Genomic DNA, 18,317 nt, shown 5'->3' with positions numbered 1-18,317 from the left:
CGCTCCTAGACCGGTTGGCCGACCGGCATCGCGGCCGGCGTCGGGGTGATGCGGGGCTGGGTGCGGTCGAGGCGCTCGGCCTCGCGGATCGTCAGCGTCCGCACCCGGCGCCGCATGATCTCGGTGCGCATCGCGTAGAGATGCAGGGTCGACCCCCCGAGGGTCGCGGCGCCGATCATGATCAGCAGCGGGTAGAGCATCGACGGATCGATCGTCGAGCCGCCCATCCGCAGGATCGAGGCCGGCTGGTGGAGGGTGGACCACCAGTTCACCGAGAACTTGATGATCGGCAGGTTCACGGCGCCGACGAGGGTCAGGATTGCCACCGCGCGGGCGGCTCGGTTGGGATCCTCGATGGTCCGCCACAGCGCGATGATGCCGCAGTAGATCAGCAGCAGGATCAGCATCGAGGTCAGCCGCGCATCCCAGACCCAGTAGGTCCCCCACATGGGCTTGCCCCAGAGGGAACCGGTGACGAGGCAGATCAGCGTGAACGCCGCCCCGATCGGCGCCGCGGCCCGTTGGGCGACATCGGCCAGGGGATGGCGCCAGACCAGGGTGCCGATCGCCGAGAGGCTCATGGCTCCGTAGAAGAAGACCCCGAGCCACGCTGCAGGGACATGGATGTACATGATCCGGACGGTCTCGCCCTGCTGGTAGTCGGGCGGGACCGCGAAGAAGGTCAGGTAGAGGCCGATCCCCAGGCCCGCCAGCGACAGGGCGGCGAGCCAGGGCACGAGCGCGCCCGACCACCGCATGAAGTGGCTCGGGTTCGACAGGCGGGTCCAGAGGGAAGGGGTCATCGCGACTGCGGTCTCGGACATCGTGACCGTGGGTCTACCTTAGGGTGCGGTGCAGCAACAATGCGGGCCATGCGCGCGCCCGATCAGGAGCCCGCGAGGACGCGACGCCGCATCCGCAAGGCGGTCCGCCCCTTGCGAAGGGTACGCCGATCGCGCATATAGATACGAACAAAAAGAGAACAAAAGAGCGTCGCCCGAGAAAGTTGTGGACGACGCGGCCCTCTCCCGCCGGAACGAGCCCCGCATGCGAACCGCCGACAAGCAGATCGCCGACATCCTCGTCCGCTACGGCGAACCCTTCGGGGGCAACGTCTGGCGCGTCCAGGGCACGGCCGTGATCTACCACAAGACCCTGGAGCGCATCGCCGCACAGGCGGGGATCGTGTTCGAGCCGCCGACCGTCATCCGCGCCGAGCGCGACGAGGCGGTGATCCTGGTGACCGGTCGCCTGCCCGGCGCGAAGCCCGGGACCGAGCGGGTCGAGTGGTCGATGGGCGAGGCGCTGGTCAACGTGAACTACCGCGTCTCGGGCAAGCAGGCGGCCTACGTCTACGCCATGGCCGAGAAGCGGGGGAAGGACCGGGTCATCCTCAAGCTGATCGAATTGCACGGTCTCGTCTATTCGGAGGAGGAGGCCGACGAGTTCCGGGCGCACCAGCCCGCCGTCCGGGCCGTCGACGAGGATTTCGAGGAGCCCGCCGCCTTCGACGAGGTCACCGAGGCCGAAGGCGATCTCAAGCGCCGCATCGACGAAGCCGAGACGATCAACGCGGTCACCGACCTGATGCTGGACGGCGCCACCCAGGCCATCCTGGCGACGATGCCGTCCGGCACCCGCGACGAGGTCCGTGACTACGCCAAGGCGCGCCTCGTCGCGCTCGGCTGGCCGAAGCGCGGCCGCCGCAGCGCGGCCTGATCCCCACAGCACCGCATTCCGCAACCGCAGGAGACCGCCATGCATCGCGCGACGAGCAGCCGCCGCACCCTGAAGGCCCGCCGGGAGGTCCGGCGGAACTGGAGCATCGAGACGCTGTCGTACAGCCCGACCCGGATCGTCCGCCTGGGCTCGGAGAAGGTCGCGATCCTGTTCCCGCCGGTCGAGCCCGGTTCGGCGTGGCAGCTCTACCCCCACCCCGACACGTTCCCGGGGCTCAACTTCGACGGCCTGCCGGAGCCGCTGCGCCCCGAATTCCTCGCCTTCCCGGACCTGCCGGAGGTCGAGCGGTTCCTGGGCATCCGCGAGGAGGAGCCCGCCGCCCTCGCGGCGTGAGGCCTCCCCTCAGGGCGGAGGCCAGGGCGCGCCGGTATGGAGCGCCCGGGCCTCCGGGGTGAATCCGCCGTGGGGGTCGTGCAACACGAGTGGCGGGCACAGGCTCGCCGCCGCGCGGCTGCCCCGGATCGCGGTGATCAGCACGCGGATCGCCGGGGCGTCGGCGCGGGCATGGACCGGCCGGATCGCCAGCCCGCCGTAACGCCCCCTGAGGGCCTCCAGGCAGGCCGGCAGCGCATCGGCCCTGTGGACGAGCCCGAGGCGGCCGCCGGGCCGCAGGATCGCCGTGCAGGCGCGGATCCACGTCTCCAGGCAGCCCTCCGCGAAGGTGTGGGCGGACGCCCGTCCCGGATGGGGCGAGGCGCGGTGCGATTCGGCCGTGAAGTATGGAGGGTTCGTCAGCACCGCATCGAAACTGTCCGGCTGGAGCCCGGCGGCGCGGCGATCCGCCGCCGCTGCGAGAACGTCGGCCACGATGACCGGCGCGTCGATGCCGTTCAGCGCGGCGTTGATCCGGGCCAGCTCGGCCAGGGCGGGATCGCGCTCGATCAGGGTCGGTCGAAGCCCCGGCGTCAGTCCCGCGCAGGCGAGCCCCACGGCACCCGTACCGGCGCCGACGTCGCAGAGCCGATCCTGCGCGCGCAGCGTCATCAGCCGCGCGAGCAGAACTGCATCCGTCCCGGCACGATGCGCCCCCCGGGACGGCTGGTGCAGGCGCAGCAACCCGCCCAGGAAGGCGTCCGGCTCCGTCGTCACGGCTGACGCAGTTCGTGGGCGATCCCGGCATCGCCGAGGAGGCGCCGCGCCTGGGCCTCGTGATCGCGCGGCACCAGAAGCCGCTGTCCGAACGCGCCGATCGAGCCCTCCAGCAGGCTCATGTGACTGTCCGCCACCAGCACCGGGATCTCGGCCGCCTCCAGAATAGAGCGCGCGAACCCGATCAACACGAGATCGTTGGCCCGGATCAACTCGATCATCGCGCGTCCTCGATCATCATCGTGTAGATCGGCGGTTTCGTCGCGGAAGACCCGCGCTGCCGGTATCCCATATCGGCTGGGCGACGATGTTGCGGCGCCGCGGGGCGCGTGCGAAGGGATCGGCGGCCCCGCGACGGGCGACCGCTCTGGAGGTCACGGATTTTGGGTATGGCCCTCTCCATCGAGAACCCGAAGCCTGAGGCCGAGGCGGGGCTGAACGACCTCGTCGCGCTGGTGGCCGACGGCATGGCGCGGGTCAACACCACGATCCTGTCGCGGACCGGATCCGACGTGGCGATGATCCCCGAAGTCGCCAATCACCTGATCGCGTCCGGTGGCAAGCGCCTTCGCCCGATCCTGACCCTCGCCTGTGCCCAGCTCTGTGGCTACGCGGGCGGGGCCGACGGCGACGTCAAGCTCGCCGCCAGCGTCGAGTTCATGCACACCGCCACGCTCCTGCACGACGACGTGGTCGATGAGAGCGACATGCGCCGCGGCCGCGTCGCCGCCCGGATCAAGTGGGGCAACGAGGCTTCGGTTCTGGTAGGCGATTTCCTGCTCGGCCAAGCCTTCCGCATGATGGTGGAGGTCGGCTCGCTGAAAGCCCTCGACATCCTCTCGGCCGCCGCAACGGTGATCGCAGAGGGCGAGGTGATGCAGCTCACCAACGCCAAGAACCTGGAGACCGACGAGGCCGCCTATCTCGCGGTGATCCGCGGCAAGACCGCCGAGCTGTTCGCCGCGGCCTGCGAGGTCGGGCCGGTGCTCGCCGGTCGGCCGGCGGTCGAGCAGGCCGCTGCCCGCGCCTACGGGATGAACCTTGGGATCGCGTTTCAGCTCATCGACGACGTGCTGGATTACGGTGGCACTTCGGCGGAGCTCGGCAAGAACGTCGGCGACGATTTCCGTGAGGGCAAGATCACCCTGCCGATCGTGCTGGCCCATCGACGGGCCAGCGAGGGCGAGCGCGGATTCTGGCGGCGCACCCTTCAGCACGGCGAGATCGGAGAGGACGATTTGGGGACGGCCCTCGACCTGCTACAGCGCCACGGCGCCCTGGAAGAGACGGTCGGTCGCGCCCACTATTACGGCGCCGAGGCGCGTGCCGCCCTCGACATCTTTCCCGATGGTCCGGTGAAGGCAGCGCTCCTCGGGGCGGTGGAGTTCTGCGTAGCGCGGGCGCGCTGAGGCGTATCGCGGCTTCCGCGGCTGCGGTGTCCAACGCGGAAGCTGTCTCGGTCCGAGTACCGCACGCCCGTCATCGCGTGGCCGAAGCCAGCACGTCGGCCAAGACCGGTGCCAATCCGCGCAGTTCCTCCAGATGCGCGGCCGTCAGCGTCCGCAGCAATGCCTCGGCGTGGGGTGTCAGCGACAGCGCGCTCCGACGCCGGTCTTCGGCAACGCGCACCTTGGTCAGCAATCCGCCTTCCACCATCCGGGTGACCAACTCGGCGGCGCTGTGAGGTGCGATGAGCAGTTGCTCGGCGAGCAGCCCTACGGTTGCCGGCGCGCGTCCGGCGTGGCCCGCCAGGGTCAACAGGGCCTGATGCTGCTGCGGCGGCAGGCCGGCGCGCGCCGCCGCGGCCTCGCTGAAGGCCATGAAGCGCCGGAGCCGAAACCGGAAATCCGCCAAGGCCGCGTACTGCTCCCGCGTCAACGCACCCGTCTCCGGTTCGTTGGGCTCGGGCTTATCGATCTCGGGATCGTCTACCGCCATGATCGTCTCCACGAGAGCTATCCGGATGCCTCTATGTGAGCGCCGATCCAGGATCATGCACGTCGCCCTATCGGGCCCTGGTAGAATATATCGGATCACGACATAAATGACAGGTTCTGCTCAGAGAGGAGACCTGGATGGATGGCCGGATCGAGATCGCGCGCGGCGGTGACAGGCCGAGGCGGCGGGCCCTAGGGGATTTCAGCACCGATCGGCGCGTCCTGACCCTGGCCGGCTTGGCGATCATCACCGGAAGCGCCGCCAGCGCCACGGCTTGGGTGCTGCTTACCCTGATCGGGCTCGTAACCAACCTCGTCTGGTATGGGCGTTTCGATGCGAGCCTGACATCGCTGGCCGGTGCTACGCCGGGACCGTGGACGGTCGCGATCCCAGTGGTCGGCGCGCTGATCGTCGGTGCCATGGCGCGCTACGGCTCGGAGAAGATCCGCGGCCACGGGATCCCGGAGGCGATGGAAGCCATCCTGATCGGCGGCAGCCGGATGTCGCCCAAGGTGGCCGTGCTCAAGCCGCTCTCGTCGGCCGTGGCGATCGGCACCGGCGGTCCGTTCGGCGCCGAGGGGCCGATCATCGTCACCGGGGGCGCGGTCGGCTCGCTGTTCGCCCAGTTCTTCCACCTGAGCGCCGCCGAGCGGAAGACCCTGCTGGTGGCGGGTGCCGCCGCCGGCATGACGGCGATTTTCGGGACGCCGGTGGCGGCCGTGCTGCTCGCCGTAGAGGTCCTGCTGTTCGAGTGGCGGCCGCGCAGCCTCGTCCCCGTGACGGTCGGAGCTGTGACGGCAACCTGTTGGCGGCCGCTGCTTTTCGGCGCCGGCCCGCTCTTTCCCTTCGCCGACAATCCGTCACTTCCGTGGTGGGGGCTGCCTGCCTGCGCGGCACTCGGCATCGCCTGCGGGCTGATTTCCGGCCTCCTCACCCGCACGCTCTATGCCCTGGAGGACGGCTTCGGCCGGCTGCCTCTGCACTGGATGTGGTGGCCGGCGCTGGGGGCCGTCGTGGTCGGCCTCGGCGGTCTCGTGGAGCCCCGGGCACTCGGCGTCGGCTACGACGTCATTCACGACCTGCTCTCCGGGCACATGCTGACCGGTGCCGTCGTGATGATCCTCGTCGTGAAGGCGGTGATCTGGCTCGCTGCTCTGTCCTCGGGAACGTCCGGCGGCGTGCTCGCGCCGCTGCTCATCCTCGGCGGCGCGGTGGGGTGGTTGATTGGGCTCCTCCTGCCGGGTGCCCATGGCTTCTGGGCGCTGATCGGTATGGCGGCGATGCTCGGGGGCACGCTGCCAGCTCCGCTGACCGCCGTGGTGTTCGCCGTTGAGATCACCGGCGACGTCGCTGCACTGGCGCCTCTGCTAGCCGCCACCATGGCGGCCTACGCCGTGACCGTGCTGCTCCTCAAGCGCTCGATCCTGACCGAGAAGATCGCCCGGCGTGGCCAGCATGTCACCCGCGAGTACGGGATCGACCCGTACGATCTCGCTCGGGTGGAAGCGGTGATGACCCGGTCGGTCGAGACCCTGAATGCGGGTTCGCCCCTGACCGAGGCGCTCGCAGCCATTGAGACGGGTATCCACCACGCCTATCCAGTCATTGACGACGGCGGTCGTCCCGTAGGGCTGGTCTCGCGCGGCGATGCGCTGGGCTGGGCCCTGGAGGAGCGCGATGGCGACACCGCGGAAGGCAGTCTCGGCGAGCGCGTCTCGGACGCCGATCTCGCTGTGGTCCATCCGGGCGACGTCGTCTCGCACGCGATCGACGTGATGCTCGCCGCCGGGCAGGGCCGCCTGCCGGTCACCGACCCACAGAGCGGCCGGCTGGTCGGGCTACTGACCCGCAAGGATCTGCTTCAGGTTCGCGCCACCGTCGTGCGCGGCGAGGCCGAACGTCATGCGTTCTTCCGCAAGGGCCGGCTCGTTCGCCGGGCGTGATCAGGAGGAAGACGATGGCGCATCGCGGTCCGGATCTGACGTCCCTCCTCGGTGGGCTCGGGCCAGGCGCCTTCTGTCTCTTGGACGGCCCTAATGGGACGGATCTGGCGCTGGTCGTCTCGCGTGAGGGGCGGCGCGAGGTGCTCGTCTTGAATCGGCGTCGCAAGGCTGACGGGGACCTGCCGCTCCTGTCGAACCTTGCCGTCGACGCCGTGGTGGTCCTGTTGGCCGCCTTCGTGGCGCCTAGCGGCGCGGTTGACCCTGCGGCATCCGTTTCCCCCAGGCGCGTCCCAGGCGCGCTCTACCTCACGGCGGCGGGCAACTATCTCTGCGGTCGCGACGAGTTCGGGCGGCTCGCGACCTTCGATGCGGCGAGCGGACTTCACGGCGCGATCAACGCGGAAGGGCTTCCGCAGGCGGTGCGATGGCGCGTGATGGTTCCCCAGGCGGGCGGCGTCGTCACGGTCTACGAGGCCGAGCCCGCCTGAGGGCCGCGGCCCGACATTCAGCGCAGGAAAGTCGGCGCAACCCACCAGTCCGGGTGAGCGGCACGCAGGGCAGCGGCAGCCCTGACGGCACCGCGCCGGTCCGCGAACAGCGCGAAGACCGTCGCGCCGGAACCCGACATTCGCGCGAGCCGGCAGCCCTGTGCACGCAGCGCCGAGAGCGTATCGCCGATCACCGGCGCGACCGTGAGGGCCGGCGCTTCCAGATCGTTGCGGGCCGGGGTGATCGCGGCCACCAGAGCTTCGCCGTCGAGATCCGGGGTGATCGCCGGATGGGCTGCACCGTCGAGATCCTGGCCGGGCACGAGGCCGAGCGCCTTGAACACCGGCGCGGTCGGGACCGGAACGCCGGGATTGACCAGCACCGCCGGCAGGGGTGCGAGGCCGAGAACCGGGCCTATCGCGTCACCGACGCCGCGCATCATCCGGGCTCGCGGGTCCAGGCAGACCGGCACGTCGGCTCCGGTTTCCCGCGCCACCGCGACGATGGCCGCGTGATCGAAGGGAAGTCCGTTGAGGCGGGCGAGCAGGCGTAGGGCCGCGGCGGCGTCGGAGGATCCGCCGCCGATGCCGGCAGCCACGGGCAGGCGCTTCACGAGGTGGAACGCGCCGGTGCGCAGATCCGGCACCTGCGCGGCGAGCCCCCGCGCCGCGCGCAGGACGAGGTTGTCACCCGTTGGGCCGGCCGGGCCGGCCGTCGGGCCGCTGACGGAGAGGCCGAGGGGCGCGCCGGGATCCAGGGTCAGCCGGTCGGCGACGCCCGCGAAGACCACGAGGCTCTCCAACGCGTGATAGCCGTCGCGCGCCCGGCGCCCGAGGATGTGGAGCGTCAGGTTGACCTTGGCGGGGGCGCGGTCTGCGAGGAGGGTCACGGGGGCTCGGACGTAGAAGGGCGGTGTCGAGGCTCTACAGACTCGCGCCTGATAAAAACAGCTCAGCCGAACTCCGCATGCGGTCTGTACGGCAGCGCGTCGCCGACGCGGATCGCCGTCAGGTCCTCGGCGAATTCGACCAACCCTTCGCTCGTCGCGAGGCTCGACAGGGCGCCGCCAGACGCCAGGACGGCGACGGGCCGTCCGGCGTCATCTGGGCTCAGGCACACGCGAAGGTACTCGCGCCGACCCGGACGCTTCTCACAAGCGAAGCCGCTCGGCACGGTGAGTGCGGGTGCGGTGTCCTGCACGCCCGACAGGTGCAGGACGAGCGGCTTCAGCACCGTCAGGGCGGTAACCTAGGCGGTGACCGGATTACCCGGCAGGCCGAAGAAGGCCGTGCCGTCCACCTGTCCCAGCGCCACCGGCCGGCCCGGCTTGATCGCCAGCCGCCAGAAGGTCAGCCCGCTCGAAGCCTCCACGGCGGCGCGGACATGGTCTTCCTCTCCCACCGAGACGCCGCCGGAGGTGACGATCAGGTCGTGCGCCGCGGCAGCTGCCACCACGCGCGCGCAAGGGGGCGGGCGCGTCGCGCCGGATCCCGAGATCAGCAGCCTCGACGCCGAGCCGTTTCGGGAGCGAAGAGCATCGGCCGGTTGACGTCGTGGATGTCGGCGGGGGGGTAGGGGTTGACCCGGGGGGCGTCAGTTCGTCGCCGGTGGTAAACAGTGCTGCCCTCAGTGGGACGCGCAGGCGCAGGTCGGGAAGTCCAAGGGCGGCCGCGAGCGCCAGGTGGCGGACACCGAGCCGGGTGCCGGCCCGGATCGCGATGATGCCGTGCGCGATGTCCTCACCGGCCCGGCGACGGTTGGTGCCGGAGCGAGTTTGGGCGGCAAGGTGACGCTGCCGCCTTCGACCCGCACGGCCTCCTACATGGCCACGGCATCGGCGCCGGGTGCATCGGAGCCCCGGTGAAAATCCGCACCGCGACGCCGGAACACGCCGCCGTTGGCGTTCGGCCCGCCTGGATCCGTCCGGAGAGAGGCAGGTGGGTTGCCCCGCCGTCCGCGCAATCGGCCGCGCGCACGGCGTAGCCGTCCATCACCCCGTTATCGAAGGGTGGCAGATCGAGCGGGGCGACAACGACCTCGGCGAGGACGCGGCCATCCGCCTGCCCGAACGGCACCGTTTCGATGCCGGCGAGCACCGGCAATCGCTTCCGGATGAGCGCCACAGTGTCGGCCCCGCAGAGGTGTGGGCGCCGCGTCGACGCAGTCGGCGCTCAGACGGTCCATGGCGGCGCCGGATTGGGCTGGTGCAGGCGGGTCGGCACGGGCGGCCTCGCAGGCTGTGGAGCGCCGGAGTGCGGCATCGGAGCCGGGCGATGAAGCCCGGCACGTGGCCTCGGCCGGTCGCATCCTCTACACTCTCGCCACCATGTCGCCCGATGCCGCGTTGCCTAGCCTGCGCCATCTGTTCGAGGTGCCGGCGGATGTCAGCTACCTTGACGCGGCGGCGTGGTCGCCGTTGCCGCGGGTTGTCCGCGCCGCCGGAGAAGCGGGCATCCTCGTCAAGAGCCGGCCCTGGGACCATTCCCGCTCGGCGATCCCGGCCCTCGCTGAACGCGCCCGCGCCGCTGCGGCCGGTCTCATCGGAGCCGGCGCGGACGACGTCGCGATCGTCGGCTCGGTCAGTCACGCAATGGCCGTCGCCGCGCACAACATTTATCCGCGTCCCGGCGGTCGTCTCTTGCGGGTGGCCGACGAGTTCCCGTCCCTGCGTTTTGCCTTCGACCGTCTCGCTGTTCGCCATGACCTCGCCGTTGAGGAAGTGGCACGTCCCGGTGACGGCGATTGGACGGCGGCATTGCTGACCGCCATCGACCGTCCGGGTGCCGGTCCGCTTTCACTCGCCACGCTGACGCCCCTTCACTGGACCGACGGAAGCCTGATCGATCTCGACCGCCTTGCACCAGCCGTCCGTGCCGCAGGCGCTGCCCTGGTGATCGACGCGACGCAGGCTGTGGGGGCTCTCCCGGTGGACGTGGCCCGATGGCAACCCGATTTCCTGGCCTTTCCCACCTACAAATGGGCATTGGGACCCTACGGATTCGCCTGTCTGTACGCGGCGCCCCACCGGCAGGACGGCTGCGCCATCGAAGAGAATGTCGGCAACCGTCCGCCGGTCGACGGCGCTCGCCGCTACGACCGGGGCGAACTGAACGATCCCGTCGCCCTCGCCATGGCGGCGACCAGCCTGGAACTGATCGCCGGCTGGAATATGCGATCCGTGGCGGCACGGCTGCGTGAAATGACGGACCGGCTTGCCACGGATGCCGAGCCGCTCGGGCTCCTGGCTGCGGCTCGGGGCCTGCGGGCGCCCCACATCCTGGGACTGCGCTCGTCCGGAGCGTTACCCAACGGTCTCGTGGACAGGCTCGCCCGGAAGCGGGTGTTCGCCAGCGAGCGCTCGTACGCCTTGCGTCTCAGTCCGCATGTCTGGGTCGACGATGACGACATCGCACGCTGCATCGCCGCCCTCCGGGATGTGCTCGGCGGACGTCCCTGAGACACGACGGAAATGCACGGCTGCTAAGCCGGCACGCGTCGGCAAAGTGCGGATGTCGACGCCGGCATCGCGCCTAGATCAGCCGTCGATACCGCCTGCGCGGTGCCCTGAAGAAGGCTTCCTTCGTCAAAATGTCGAGTTTCATAGCGCCTCCGGGCGATTTTCTTCGCGCGCCGGATCACGGCCGTTCCTTTCGCGCGCGGCTGTCCGGCGTCGTTCAGGCCCGTTTTTCCGGGCGTTTCGCCGTGATTCTTTCCGGTGAGCTGATCCAGAGCCTGTTCCACTTCGCGCTCAACATCCACTTGGTACGCGAACTTAATTCTCGCAACTACGGGTTGTTTGCGATCGTCTTCGCGGTGGGCGCTGTCGGGATCACCTACATCCGTGCGCTGGTTGCAGTCCCAGCGACGCTTCACCTCGCACGGAGCCGTGGTCGGCCGGCGGCGACGGGGTACGATGTCATGTTCGGCTCGGGTGCCGTGCTCGTCTCCGGCATCTCGGCGCTCGGCGTCAGCGTGACGCTGGTTCCCGTGATTGGCCTGGGCGCGCTGGCGGCCGGCGCGTTCGTCGGCCTCTATGCGTTCCGCAGCTACCTGCGGATCGTCCTTCTCGCCCGAGGCCGCCCGCGGATCGCCGGACTGAGTGACCTCGTTTACGCCCTCTGCGGCGCCCTGTTCATGGCGCGCGGGTTCAGCGGTGACGGTACCGTGCTGCTCGATCAGGCCTTCTTGGCGATCGCCCTCGCGCATGCAATCGCCATCGCGGCAGCTTTCGGCGCGCTGCGCGAGCGGCTCCGGTTCTCACTCCATGCTCGAGCAAGGGCGCGATACCGGTCGATCTGGCGCACCCTGGCTTGGTCGCTGGCCGGTGTCACCAGCCTGACCGTTCAGGGTCAGGGCCTGACCCTGCTGTTCGGCCTTCTTGCCGGCCCGGCCGCCTACGCGCCGATCGCCGCGACGCTCGTTCTCTATGCGCCGCTGCGCATCCCCACGAGCGCGCTGATGAACATGGTCCTGCCGGAACTCAGCAGTCTACTCGCGAACGGCGAGGTTCCGGCAGCGCGGCGGCTCGTGTTGCGGCACACGGCCCTGATCGGCGGTGCCTGCATCGCCTACGGCGCGATGATGGCGGAAGCCCTGCCCCTGATCGAAGAGATCCTGTTCAAGGGCCGTTTCGCCGGCGAGCCGATGGGCTGGATCGGCCTCGGCGTCTGGGCCGTCGTGACCGCGTCGCTGCTCTACGCGATCCCGCGTACCTATCTTGAAGCCTCGGCCGCCTTTCGGACGATCACCGCCGGTGCTGTGGCGAGCGCCGCACTCGGCTTCGCGATCATGGTCCCGGCGCTGCTGCTGCTGCCCTCGGCCACCGCGCTCCTGGGGCTCCTCGCCTCGGAACTCGCCACCCTCGCATGGTCGCTGGAGGCGTTCCGGAGGACCACGCGCAGTTCGCGCCTGTCCCGGAACGCCGGTGCGGCGTGAGATACGCCGCCCGGCCCTAAGCCGGGGCTTCCGCCGTGGGCGCCACATCTCCGCGCGGCGCCATCCGACCGAAGCGGCGGCGCAGGGCGTGCTGAGCGCGGTCTGCGATGAGCGCCGCGAAGCCCAGGGGCGTCCGCGCACCGATCATCGAGGCCAGCGTCAGGTTCTGCGTGCCGAAGCGCCCCTTGAAGCCCTCATCGCCGCAGAGGAAATCCACGGTGTGAAGCCCCCGGTCGATCGACCACATGATGTAGTCCATCATCAGCACCATCCCGGGTGAGCCGCGCTCCACCGCGGGATCGTAGGTGGTGACGAAGGCCATCATGGCTCCGGCCTGGACGAAGTTGACCGACACCGCCACGACCTCGCCGCCGCACTCGAGTACGAAGACGTGGAGCAGCCCCGCCTCGGCGAGCACCCGCACCATGGCGGGCAGGGCTGGGGAGCCCTCGTCGTAGAATGCGGTGGAGGCAAGCCCGTGGGTGGCGAGCCAAGCCCGCTTGAAGGTGGTCAGTCGCTCGAGCACCGGCGCGACCGGCTCATCCGGGCTGAGAAGGCGGAAGGTGAGCGGACCCCGCTCGCCCATGAATTTTTGGCCGCGGCGATAATTCTGCCGGGTCTTCTTCGATTGCGCGTCGAACCAGGCCTGTCCGCTCTTCCAGGGGCCGCGTACGCGCCAGTTCGCCTCGTCGCGGTGGTTCAGGTGCAAGCGGATCCCGTCGCCCGCGGGATCGAGCAAGGTTTGCGACACGGCTTCCGGCAGCAGCCGGTTGAGGTAGGCGAGATCGAAGCCGCCGTCCCGCCCGGCCTGACGCCACATCCGGCGCAGCAAGCCCCGGTCGGCATCCGGCGCCATAAGCGCGTCCCCGAAATCCGAACAATCCTTGGCGGCCCATTCGAGCACCCGGAAGATCTTCCGGCGCACCGTGGCCAGCGGCATCACCCCGATCAGGGCCTCGCCCCGCCACGCAAGCACGATGGCCAGGGTGCGCCGGTCCCGGTCGGCGGCGCTCGACCACCATGCGGTGATCCAGGCGTGGCTCTGGAAGATGAGGGCGCCGCTGCGCGTCCACAGGTCCGTCCAGGGCTGTTCCACCTCCGCCAGCCGCTCGGGCGTGCGGATCGTCTCGAAGCGCTCGATCATTGCGGTCACGCGCCGGGCCGGGATTCAGCCGAAATGCCGCGCAGGCGCCGCACCTGCCGGCTGATCCGTCGGCCCATCTTCTTCAATGGCAGCACATAGAGGCCCGACAGGGACTGATAATCGGCGACATCCCGATCGACGAGGCCAAATTTAAAGTCCTCGTTCGGATGGGGGACGCACAGCGTCCCGAATATCCTGTCCCAGAACGAGAACAGAAGTCCGAAATTCTTGTCGTAATGCTGCGGCGCCGTGGAATGGTGGAGCTGGTGCCAGTGCGGGCACAGCACGACGTTGTTGAGTGGACCGAACGAAATTTTGAAGTGCGTGTGACGGACGAAATCCATCATCAGAATGTTGCGCATGATGTAGACGTTGATGCCGAACACCGTCAGCTCGACCGGATTGAGAGCGAGCAGGCTCCAAATACCGAAGCAGATCCCCGGGATCACTCCGTCCCAGGCGCGGTTCATGACCTCGTCGAGGGGGTGCACCCGGTCCTTCGTGATGCCGACCATGACCTCCGCGGAGTGGTGCACCTTATGGAGCTCCCACAGGAACGGGAACCGGTGCTGGGCCGTGTGATACAGGTAGTAGGACAGGTCGTAGGCCAGCAGCATCGTGGCGGTGAACACCACGATGGTCCCCGGCCCAGGCGACCCGAAGACCGGGTGGTCGATGCCGAAAAGCGTGCCGAGCAGCCGGTTCGTGGCGTAGCCGACCGCCACCACGAAGGTCACGCCTGCTGGGATGAGCAGGAACGGCATGATCGCCTTGCGGGTGACGTAGAACAACAGGTCGGCGCGCGCCGACGGGTGCGTGATCACCTCAGGCGGGAGCGCGAACTCGAAAAATTCGGCGAACGAGTATCGCTCCGCCGTACGCAGGTACGCGATCAGCGCGCAACCGAGCGCGGTCGCGAACAGCAGGCCAGCGGCGAGCAGGTTCTCGGCTGAAACCTTTTCGGCAATCCGCGAAATGAAGTGAGCGACATCCATGGATACGCGTTCCCCTTGCCGGGACGGGCCTGATCCTCATCGTCGAGGCGCACGCGCCGCCGAGGCGCAATGCGTCTCGGCAGGCGGAAAGATCTCCCAATCGTCCTTCCCGGATCTTAGCGCCGACGGAATTGTCCACCGAAAACTGGCTTCGATCCGCGAGCCGTCGACGTCACTATCGCTTTCGAACGAACCATTCACCCCGTGCCGAATACGTTCACGGATCGCCGGTCGGTTTCAAGTGATGGCGCGCGTCGAACGCTCGACCTTCGGGGTCCCCGGCGGACGTGAGGCCCTTAGGGTCGCGCGCACCATGGCGGCGATGCCGTCCGCCGCCGACGCCTCCGAGAACACGCTCTCGTAGCGCGCCCGCGCGGCCCGGCCGAAATCCCGCCATCGAGACGGATCGGCGACCATGCGTTCGAGGGCCGCCGCGATGGGCTCCGGACCGCCCGGCGGCACGACCCAGCCGGTCTTGCCGTCCTCCACGACCTCCGGCAGACCGCCGATCGCTGTGACCAGGGGTGGCACGCCGTACGACATGGCCTCGATCGCCACCCGGCCCAGGGATTCCGGCTTCTGCGACGGCATGGTCACCACGTCGGCCCACCGATAGAGCGGCGCCGGGTCGGATACGAACGGCTGGAGGCTCACGTGGTCCGACAGGCCCGTCTCGTCGATCCGCGCCGCCAGGCTGCGCTCACGCCCCACGTCCTCGAAGGCGCTGCCGACGATGCGCAGTTCGATCTGGCGGCGCACCGCCTCGGGCAGCGAGGCCAGGGCCTCGACCAGAACGTCCTGGCCCTTGATCCCGCTGATCCGCCCGAGCATCAGCACCCGTAGCGGGCGGCTGCCGTCGTAGGCCGCAGCGTTCGCCTCCAGCGGCCCGGCGATGCCGTTATAGACGACCCGGGCGGTTGCCCGCGCCGGCAGCGCGTAGACCCGTTCCGTGGCGTGCGAGTTGAACACCACGTTGGCGCCGCTCCAGCGAATCAGCGCGCGCAGGACCTTCAGGACCGTGCCCTCCGGAAGCTCGTGGACGTGCACGATGCTGCGTCCTGGGCTGAGGCGTGACGCCAGCAGATAATCCGCCACGACGGTGGTGTTGATGTAGACCAGATCGCTGGCGCGCAGGCGCCGGTACGCGCGCAGCACCGCGAACGGCAGGGCCAGGAGGTCGAGGGTGACGAGGCGTGCCAAGTTCTTCCGCCGCAAGATCCAGAGCGGCTCAACCAGAACGCGGTTCGCGAAGGGCGTCAGCGCTGCCACGATCGGGCCGTTCCGGGGCAGGATGACATCGATCTGCGCGTTCGGCTGGGCGGAACGAAGCGTGCGGACGGTCTCGACGAAGCAACGGTCGGACCCGTAGAGCTCGAAGCCTTGATGCACGCAGGTGATGCGCAGGCACGTATTCAACTCGTCCATTGGGTGCGCAGCCGTCGATACTACGCTGCCAGCGTCAGGTGCGACGCAAGTCGTGCTTAATATCGATTTATCTACCATGGTGATATGTTCTAAAATTGACTCGCAACTTTAAGTTGCAAAATTGATTTCATAGACCGGTTACTTGCGACGACTTACAATAGGATCAGCAAAATGGGAAGGAAGGACGATGCCTGACCGCGCACTCGAAGTGCTTATCCTCGGAACGCGCGGAATTCCGGCAGCACATGGCGGCTTTGAGACTTTCGCGGAGCGCTTGGCCGTTTATCTGGCCGCCCGGGGCTGGCATGTCGGCGTCTATTGCCAGAGCGAGGTTGGGCGCGTGGAGAAACGTATCCGGTCGAGCGACTGGAACGGCATCGAGTTGATCACCGTGGAAATCGGCCTGCGCGGTCCGGCGGCGACGCTCGCCTTCGACGCGTTCTGCGTCCACGACGCGGCGGCAAGGGGCGGCGTGTGCCTCGTGCTCGGCTATAACGGTGCCGCGTTCCTTCCCTACCTGCGGGCTCGCGGCGGACGCATCCTGACCAACATGGACGGGATCGAATGGCGCAGGCCGAAATGGTCGCTGCCCGTCCGGGCGTACTTCTACGTCAGCGAATGGATCGCGGCCTGGTCCTCGCAGCGGCTCGTGGCCGACCATCCGATCATGGCCGACCACCTCGCCCGGCGGCGCCCGCGACGGGCCATCGCGACGATCGCCTACGGCGGAGACCCGCCGCCGGCGGGGCTCGGATCGCCGCCCCTCGGCCTGCAGCCCGACCGTTACCTCGTCTCGATCGCCCGCATCGAGCCGGACAACAACATCCTGACGATCGTCGAGGCGTTCTCGCGGCGTCCCCGGGGCATGCGGCTCGTCGTCCTCGGCACGATGAACGTGGGCAATCCCTATCACCGCGCCGTCGAGGACGCCGCCTCGGACGAGGTCCTGTTCCCGGGTGCCATCTACGAGGCCACTCAGGTGCAGGCTCTGCGGGTGCACGCGCGAGCCTACCTCCATGGCCATACGGTGGGCGGCACGAACCCGTCGCTGGTCGAGGCCCTGTGGGCCGGCAGCGCCGTGATCGCGCACGACAACCCGTTCAACCGCGGCACGGCCGGCGACGGGCAGTTCTACTTCTCGGATGCGAATAGCTGCGCCGCCGTCATCGAACGGGTGCTCGTCGACGCGCCCGCGGTCGCCGCCGCCCGGGAGGCGTCCCGGCGACGCGCCGAGCGCTTCCGCTGGGACGACGTGCTGGCGGCCTACGAGGATGCACTGCGGCAGGTCGGCGGCTATCCGCCGACACGGATACCCGCACGGGACGCCGCCATCCCCGAGGTGGCGCCGGACCGTGCCACGGCCGGAACGGGCTGGTGACGGCCAGCCGCCGGGTGCTGCTGGCGGGTGGACTGGCCGCCGCGGGCGCGCTTGCACGGCCGGCGCGCGCCGCCGCCGAGCCCCTGTCGCTGCGCCGGGGCATCGCCCTCTGGCCGTGGTTCTCGCTCACCACCGAGTTCCCGGCACCGCGCATCGATTACGCGTGGCCGCCATTCCAGGCGGACCGCCCGATTCCCAGCGACGGAGACCTGCGCCGGCTCGCGGGCCTCGGCTTCGACTTCGTCCGGCTGCCCATCGATCCCGGTCCCTTCGTGGCCTTCACGAACAACCGGCGGGCCGAACTCCTCGGCAGCCTGTCGGCCGCAATCGACGCGGTCCTGGCGACCGGGATGCGCGTCCTGCTCAACGTTCAGGCCAATGCGGCAACCCACCACTTCACGCCGGACGCCTTCTACGGCTCAGATCGGGCGCCGCTGTTCTCGCTCTACCGGGATTTCGTGGCCGAACTGGCCCGCCTGTGCGCCCGCAAGGGGAGCGACCGTACGGCGCTGGAGCCCGTTAACGAGCCGCCGCAGGCCTGCGGTGCCGAGGCGTGGAACCGCGTACAGGCCGAACTCCTGGCCGTGGCCCGCGCGGCCGCCCCGTCGCTCACCCTCGTGGCAACCGGCTCCTGCGGCAGCCTCGTCGCTGGGCTCACGGCGCTCGATCCCGCACCCCTCGCGCGTTATGCGCCGCTTCTCTACACCTTCCACTTCTACGAGCCGTACCTGTTCTCCCACCAGGGTGCGCCGTGGCTCACCGAGGAGCCGTTCTACCGGTGGCTCAACGCGGTGCCCTGGCCCGGCTCGGGCGGCAGCCTGCGGGAGACCCTGGCTGCGGTCCGGGCCCGGATGGATTCCGACCGTGCGGTTTCTGGGGCCGAGAAGGCGCGCGACCTCACGATGATCGAAGGGAAGCTGCGGGAATATTTTGAGGCGCAGCCCGGGCCCGCCTATCTGGTTGCCGCGATGGCTCCGGTCTCGACATGGGCCGATCTCTACGGGATCCGGCCCGGGCACGTGCTGGTGGGCGAGTTCGGTGCCCTGCGCACCGACGCCCGCTACACGGCGGCGCGCGCACCCGACCGGGCCGCCTACATCCGTGACGTGCGCGAGGCTGCGGAGCGCGCGGGCTTCGCGTGGTCGTTCTGGAACCTGTTCGACGGCCTCGGCCTGATGGACGAGGCCCATACGGCCGATCCCGCGCTCGTGGCCGCGCTCGGGCTCAGGAGCCGGCGCTGA

Annotated in this window: 20 protein-coding genes and 1 pseudogene; 10 read left to right on the top strand and 11 right to left on the bottom strand. The window is 69.3% G+C overall.

Annotation, left to right across the window (positions count from 1 at the left end):
- Positions 1-5: 5 nt before the first annotated feature.
- The gene (locus MKK82_RS21715; protein WP_243986822.1) at positions 6-803 is read right to left on the bottom strand and encodes a heme ABC transporter permease; all 798 of its coding nucleotides are present in this window, start codon (positions 801-803) and stop codon (positions 6-8) included.
- A gap of 244 nt (positions 804-1,047) precedes the next feature.
- On the opposite strand from MKK82_RS21715, the gene MKK82_RS21710 reads away from it, so the two are divergent.
- Both MKK82_RS21710 and MKK82_RS21705 read left to right on the top strand, forming a co-directional pair.
- A complete protein-coding gene (locus tag MKK82_RS21710; RefSeq protein WP_238288861.1) occupies positions 1,048-1,719 on the top strand; it encodes a trna delta -isopentenylpyrophosphate transferase in 672 nt (223 codons plus the stop codon).
- Between the two features lie 39 nt (positions 1,720-1,758).
- Positions 1,759-2,073, top strand: a complete 315-nt coding sequence (locus MKK82_RS21705; RefSeq protein WP_238288863.1) for a hypothetical protein — start codon at positions 1,759-1,761, stop codon at positions 2,071-2,073.
- Positions 2,074-2,082: 9 nt separating this feature from the next.
- Here MKK82_RS21705 and MKK82_RS21700 read toward each other — a convergent pair whose 3' ends face one another.
- Positions 2,083-2,829 (bottom strand): tRNA1(Val) (adenine(37)-N6)-methyltransferase, encoded by a 747-nt coding sequence (locus MKK82_RS21700; RefSeq protein ID WP_243986821.1) that lies wholly within the window; start codon positions 2,827-2,829, stop codon positions 2,083-2,085.
- The gene (locus MKK82_RS21695) at positions 2,826-3,050 is read right to left on the bottom strand and encodes a DUF2007 domain-containing protein (protein ID WP_238288866.1); all 225 of its coding nucleotides are present in this window, start codon (positions 3,048-3,050) and stop codon (positions 2,826-2,828) included. Before MKK82_RS21695 ends, MKK82_RS21700 begins: the two co-directional genes overlap by 4 nt.
- A 168-nt stretch (positions 3,051-3,218) precedes the next feature.
- Between MKK82_RS21695 and MKK82_RS21690 the strand changes: the two genes are divergently transcribed.
- Complete coding sequence (locus MKK82_RS21690; protein WP_243986820.1) at positions 3,219-4,238, top strand: polyprenyl synthetase family protein; 1,020 nt, start codon at positions 3,219-3,221, stop codon at positions 4,236-4,238.
- A gap of 70 nt (positions 4,239-4,308) precedes the next feature.
- Here MKK82_RS21690 and MKK82_RS21685 read toward each other — a convergent pair whose 3' ends face one another.
- Positions 4,309-4,767, bottom strand: coding sequence for a MarR family winged helix-turn-helix transcriptional regulator (locus tag MKK82_RS21685; protein WP_238289061.1), 459 nt, complete (start codon positions 4,765-4,767; stop codon positions 4,309-4,311).
- Positions 4,768-4,904: 137 nt separating this feature from the next.
- On the opposite strand from MKK82_RS21685, the gene MKK82_RS21680 reads away from it, so the two are divergent.
- Complete coding sequence (locus MKK82_RS21680; RefSeq protein WP_238288869.1) at positions 4,905-6,710, top strand: chloride channel protein; 1,806 nt, start codon at positions 4,905-4,907, stop codon at positions 6,708-6,710.
- A gap of 14 nt (positions 6,711-6,724) precedes the next feature.
- The gene (locus tag MKK82_RS21675) at positions 6,725-7,198 is read left to right on the top strand and encodes a hypothetical protein (protein ID WP_238288878.1); all 474 of its coding nucleotides are present in this window, start codon (positions 6,725-6,727) and stop codon (positions 7,196-7,198) included.
- A gap of 17 nt (positions 7,199-7,215) precedes the next feature.
- On the opposite strand, the gene MKK82_RS21670 is transcribed toward MKK82_RS21675, so the two are convergent.
- The 3 genes from MKK82_RS21670 to MKK82_RS21660 all read right to left on the bottom strand — a co-directional run bounded on the left by MKK82_RS21670 (position 7,216) and on the right by MKK82_RS21660 (position 8,654).
- Positions 7,216-8,088 carry a 4-(cytidine 5'-diphospho)-2-C-methyl-D-erythritol kinase gene (locus MKK82_RS21670; protein ID WP_238288895.1) on the bottom strand — a complete coding sequence of 291 codons (873 nt, stop codon included), beginning with the start codon at positions 8,086-8,088 and terminating at the stop codon, positions 7,216-7,218.
- Positions 8,089-8,150: 62 nt separating this feature from the next.
- Positions 8,151-8,432, bottom strand: coding sequence for a hypothetical protein (locus MKK82_RS21665; RefSeq protein ID WP_238288896.1), 282 nt, complete (start codon positions 8,430-8,432; stop codon positions 8,151-8,153).
- Positions 8,433-8,447: 15 nt separating this feature from the next.
- Positions 8,448-8,654 (bottom strand): molybdopterin-binding protein, encoded by a 207-nt coding sequence (locus MKK82_RS21660; RefSeq protein ID WP_243986819.1) that lies wholly within the window; start codon positions 8,652-8,654, stop codon positions 8,448-8,450.
- A gap of 226 nt (positions 8,655-8,880) precedes the next feature.
- Between MKK82_RS21660 and MKK82_RS34465 the strand changes: the two genes are divergently transcribed.
- Positions 8,881-9,063: a hypothetical protein gene (locus tag MKK82_RS34465; RefSeq protein WP_238288906.1), complete on the top strand. Its 183-nt coding sequence runs from the start codon at positions 8,881-8,883 to the stop codon at positions 9,061-9,063.
- A gap of 43 nt (positions 9,064-9,106) precedes the next feature.
- Here MKK82_RS34465 and MKK82_RS34460 read toward each other — a convergent pair.
- Positions 9,107-9,274 (bottom strand): annotated as a pseudogene (locus MKK82_RS34460) (molybdopterin molybdenumtransferase MoeA); the annotation flags it as partial.
- A gap of 212 nt (positions 9,275-9,486) precedes the next feature.
- Between MKK82_RS34460 and MKK82_RS21650 the strand changes: the two are divergent.
- Both MKK82_RS21650 and MKK82_RS21645 read left to right on the top strand, forming a co-directional pair.
- On the top strand, positions 9,487-10,656 hold the full coding sequence (locus MKK82_RS21650; protein WP_238288908.1) for an aminotransferase class V-fold PLP-dependent enzyme: 1,170 nt from the start codon (positions 9,487-9,489) through the stop codon (positions 10,654-10,656).
- A 245-nt stretch (positions 10,657-10,901) separates the two neighbouring features.
- Positions 10,902-12,134, top strand: a complete 1,233-nt coding sequence (locus MKK82_RS21645; RefSeq protein WP_243986818.1) for a hypothetical protein — start codon at positions 10,902-10,904, stop codon at positions 12,132-12,134.
- A gap of 16 nt (positions 12,135-12,150) precedes the next feature.
- Here MKK82_RS21645 and MKK82_RS21640 read toward each other — a convergent pair whose 3' ends face one another.
- The 3 genes from MKK82_RS21640 to MKK82_RS21630 all read right to left on the bottom strand — a co-directional run bounded on the left by MKK82_RS21640 (position 12,151) and on the right by MKK82_RS21630 (position 15,698).
- Positions 12,151-13,278: a GNAT family N-acetyltransferase gene (locus MKK82_RS21640; RefSeq protein WP_238289063.1), complete on the bottom strand. Its 1,128-nt coding sequence runs from the start codon at positions 13,276-13,278 to the stop codon at positions 12,151-12,153.
- 5 nt (positions 13,279-13,283) lie between these two features.
- Positions 13,284-14,273, bottom strand: a complete 990-nt coding sequence (locus tag MKK82_RS21635; protein WP_238288912.1) for a sterol desaturase family protein — start codon at positions 14,271-14,273, stop codon at positions 13,284-13,286.
- 237 nt (positions 14,274-14,510) lie between these two features.
- Positions 14,511-15,698, bottom strand: a complete 1,188-nt coding sequence (locus MKK82_RS21630; RefSeq protein WP_238288914.1) for a glycosyltransferase family 4 protein — start codon at positions 15,696-15,698, stop codon at positions 14,511-14,513.
- A gap of 187 nt (positions 15,699-15,885) precedes the next feature.
- Here MKK82_RS21630 and MKK82_RS21625 point away from each other — a divergent pair, with 187 nt between their 5' ends.
- Complete coding sequence (locus MKK82_RS21625; RefSeq protein ID WP_238288916.1) at positions 15,886-17,076, top strand: DUF1972 domain-containing protein; 1,191 nt, start codon at positions 15,886-15,888, stop codon at positions 17,074-17,076.
- Entirely contained in the window at positions 17,073-18,317 is a 1,245-nt protein-coding gene (locus MKK82_RS21620; protein ID WP_243986816.1) for a glycoside hydrolase family 5 protein, read from the top strand. Before MKK82_RS21625 ends, MKK82_RS21620 begins: the two co-directional genes overlap by 4 nt.

Source organism: Methylobacterium sp. E-046, assembly GCF_022829625.1.
Classification (GTDB): domain Bacteria; phylum Pseudomonadota; class Alphaproteobacteria; order Rhizobiales; family Beijerinckiaceae; genus Methylobacterium; species Methylobacterium longum.
This window is presented reverse-complemented; position numbering and strand designations above follow the sequence as displayed.

Coding starts and splice junctions, on each gene's coding strand:
- MKK82_RS21715 (WP_243986822.1), bottom strand. CDS start 803: ATGACCCCTTCCCTCTGGACCCGCCTGTCGAACCCGAGCCACTTCATG.
- MKK82_RS21710 (WP_238288861.1), top strand. CDS start 1,048: ATGCGAACCGCCGACAAGCAGATCGCCGACATCCTCGTCCGCTACGGC.
- MKK82_RS21705 (WP_238288863.1), top strand. CDS start 1,759: ATGCATCGCGCGACGAGCAGCCGCCGCACCCTGAAGGCCCGCCGGGAG.
- MKK82_RS21695 (WP_238288866.1), bottom strand. CDS start 3,050: ATGATCGAGTTGATCCGGGCCAACGATCTCGTGTTGATCGGGTTCGCG.
- MKK82_RS21690 (WP_243986820.1), top strand. CDS start 3,219: ATGGCCCTCTCCATCGAGAACCCGAAGCCTGAGGCCGAGGCGGGGCTG.
- MKK82_RS21685 (WP_238289061.1), bottom strand. CDS start 4,767: ATGGCGGTAGACGATCCCGAGATCGATAAGCCCGAGCCCAACGAACCG.
- MKK82_RS21680 (WP_238288869.1), top strand. CDS start 4,905: ATGGATGGCCGGATCGAGATCGCGCGCGGCGGTGACAGGCCGAGGCGG.
- MKK82_RS21675 (WP_238288878.1), top strand. CDS start 6,725: ATGGCGCATCGCGGTCCGGATCTGACGTCCCTCCTCGGTGGGCTCGGG.
- MKK82_RS21640 (WP_238289063.1), bottom strand. CDS start 13,278: ATGATCGAGCGCTTCGAGACGATCCGCACGCCCGAGCGGCTGGCGGAG.
- MKK82_RS21635 (WP_238288912.1), bottom strand. CDS start 14,273: ATGGATGTCGCTCACTTCATTTCGCGGATTGCCGAAAAGGTTTCAGCC.
- MKK82_RS21630 (WP_238288914.1), bottom strand. CDS start 15,698: ATGGACGAGTTGAATACGTGCCTGCGCATCACCTGCGTGCATCAAGGC.
- MKK82_RS21625 (WP_238288916.1), top strand. CDS start 15,886: ATGCCTGACCGCGCACTCGAAGTGCTTATCCTCGGAACGCGCGGAATT.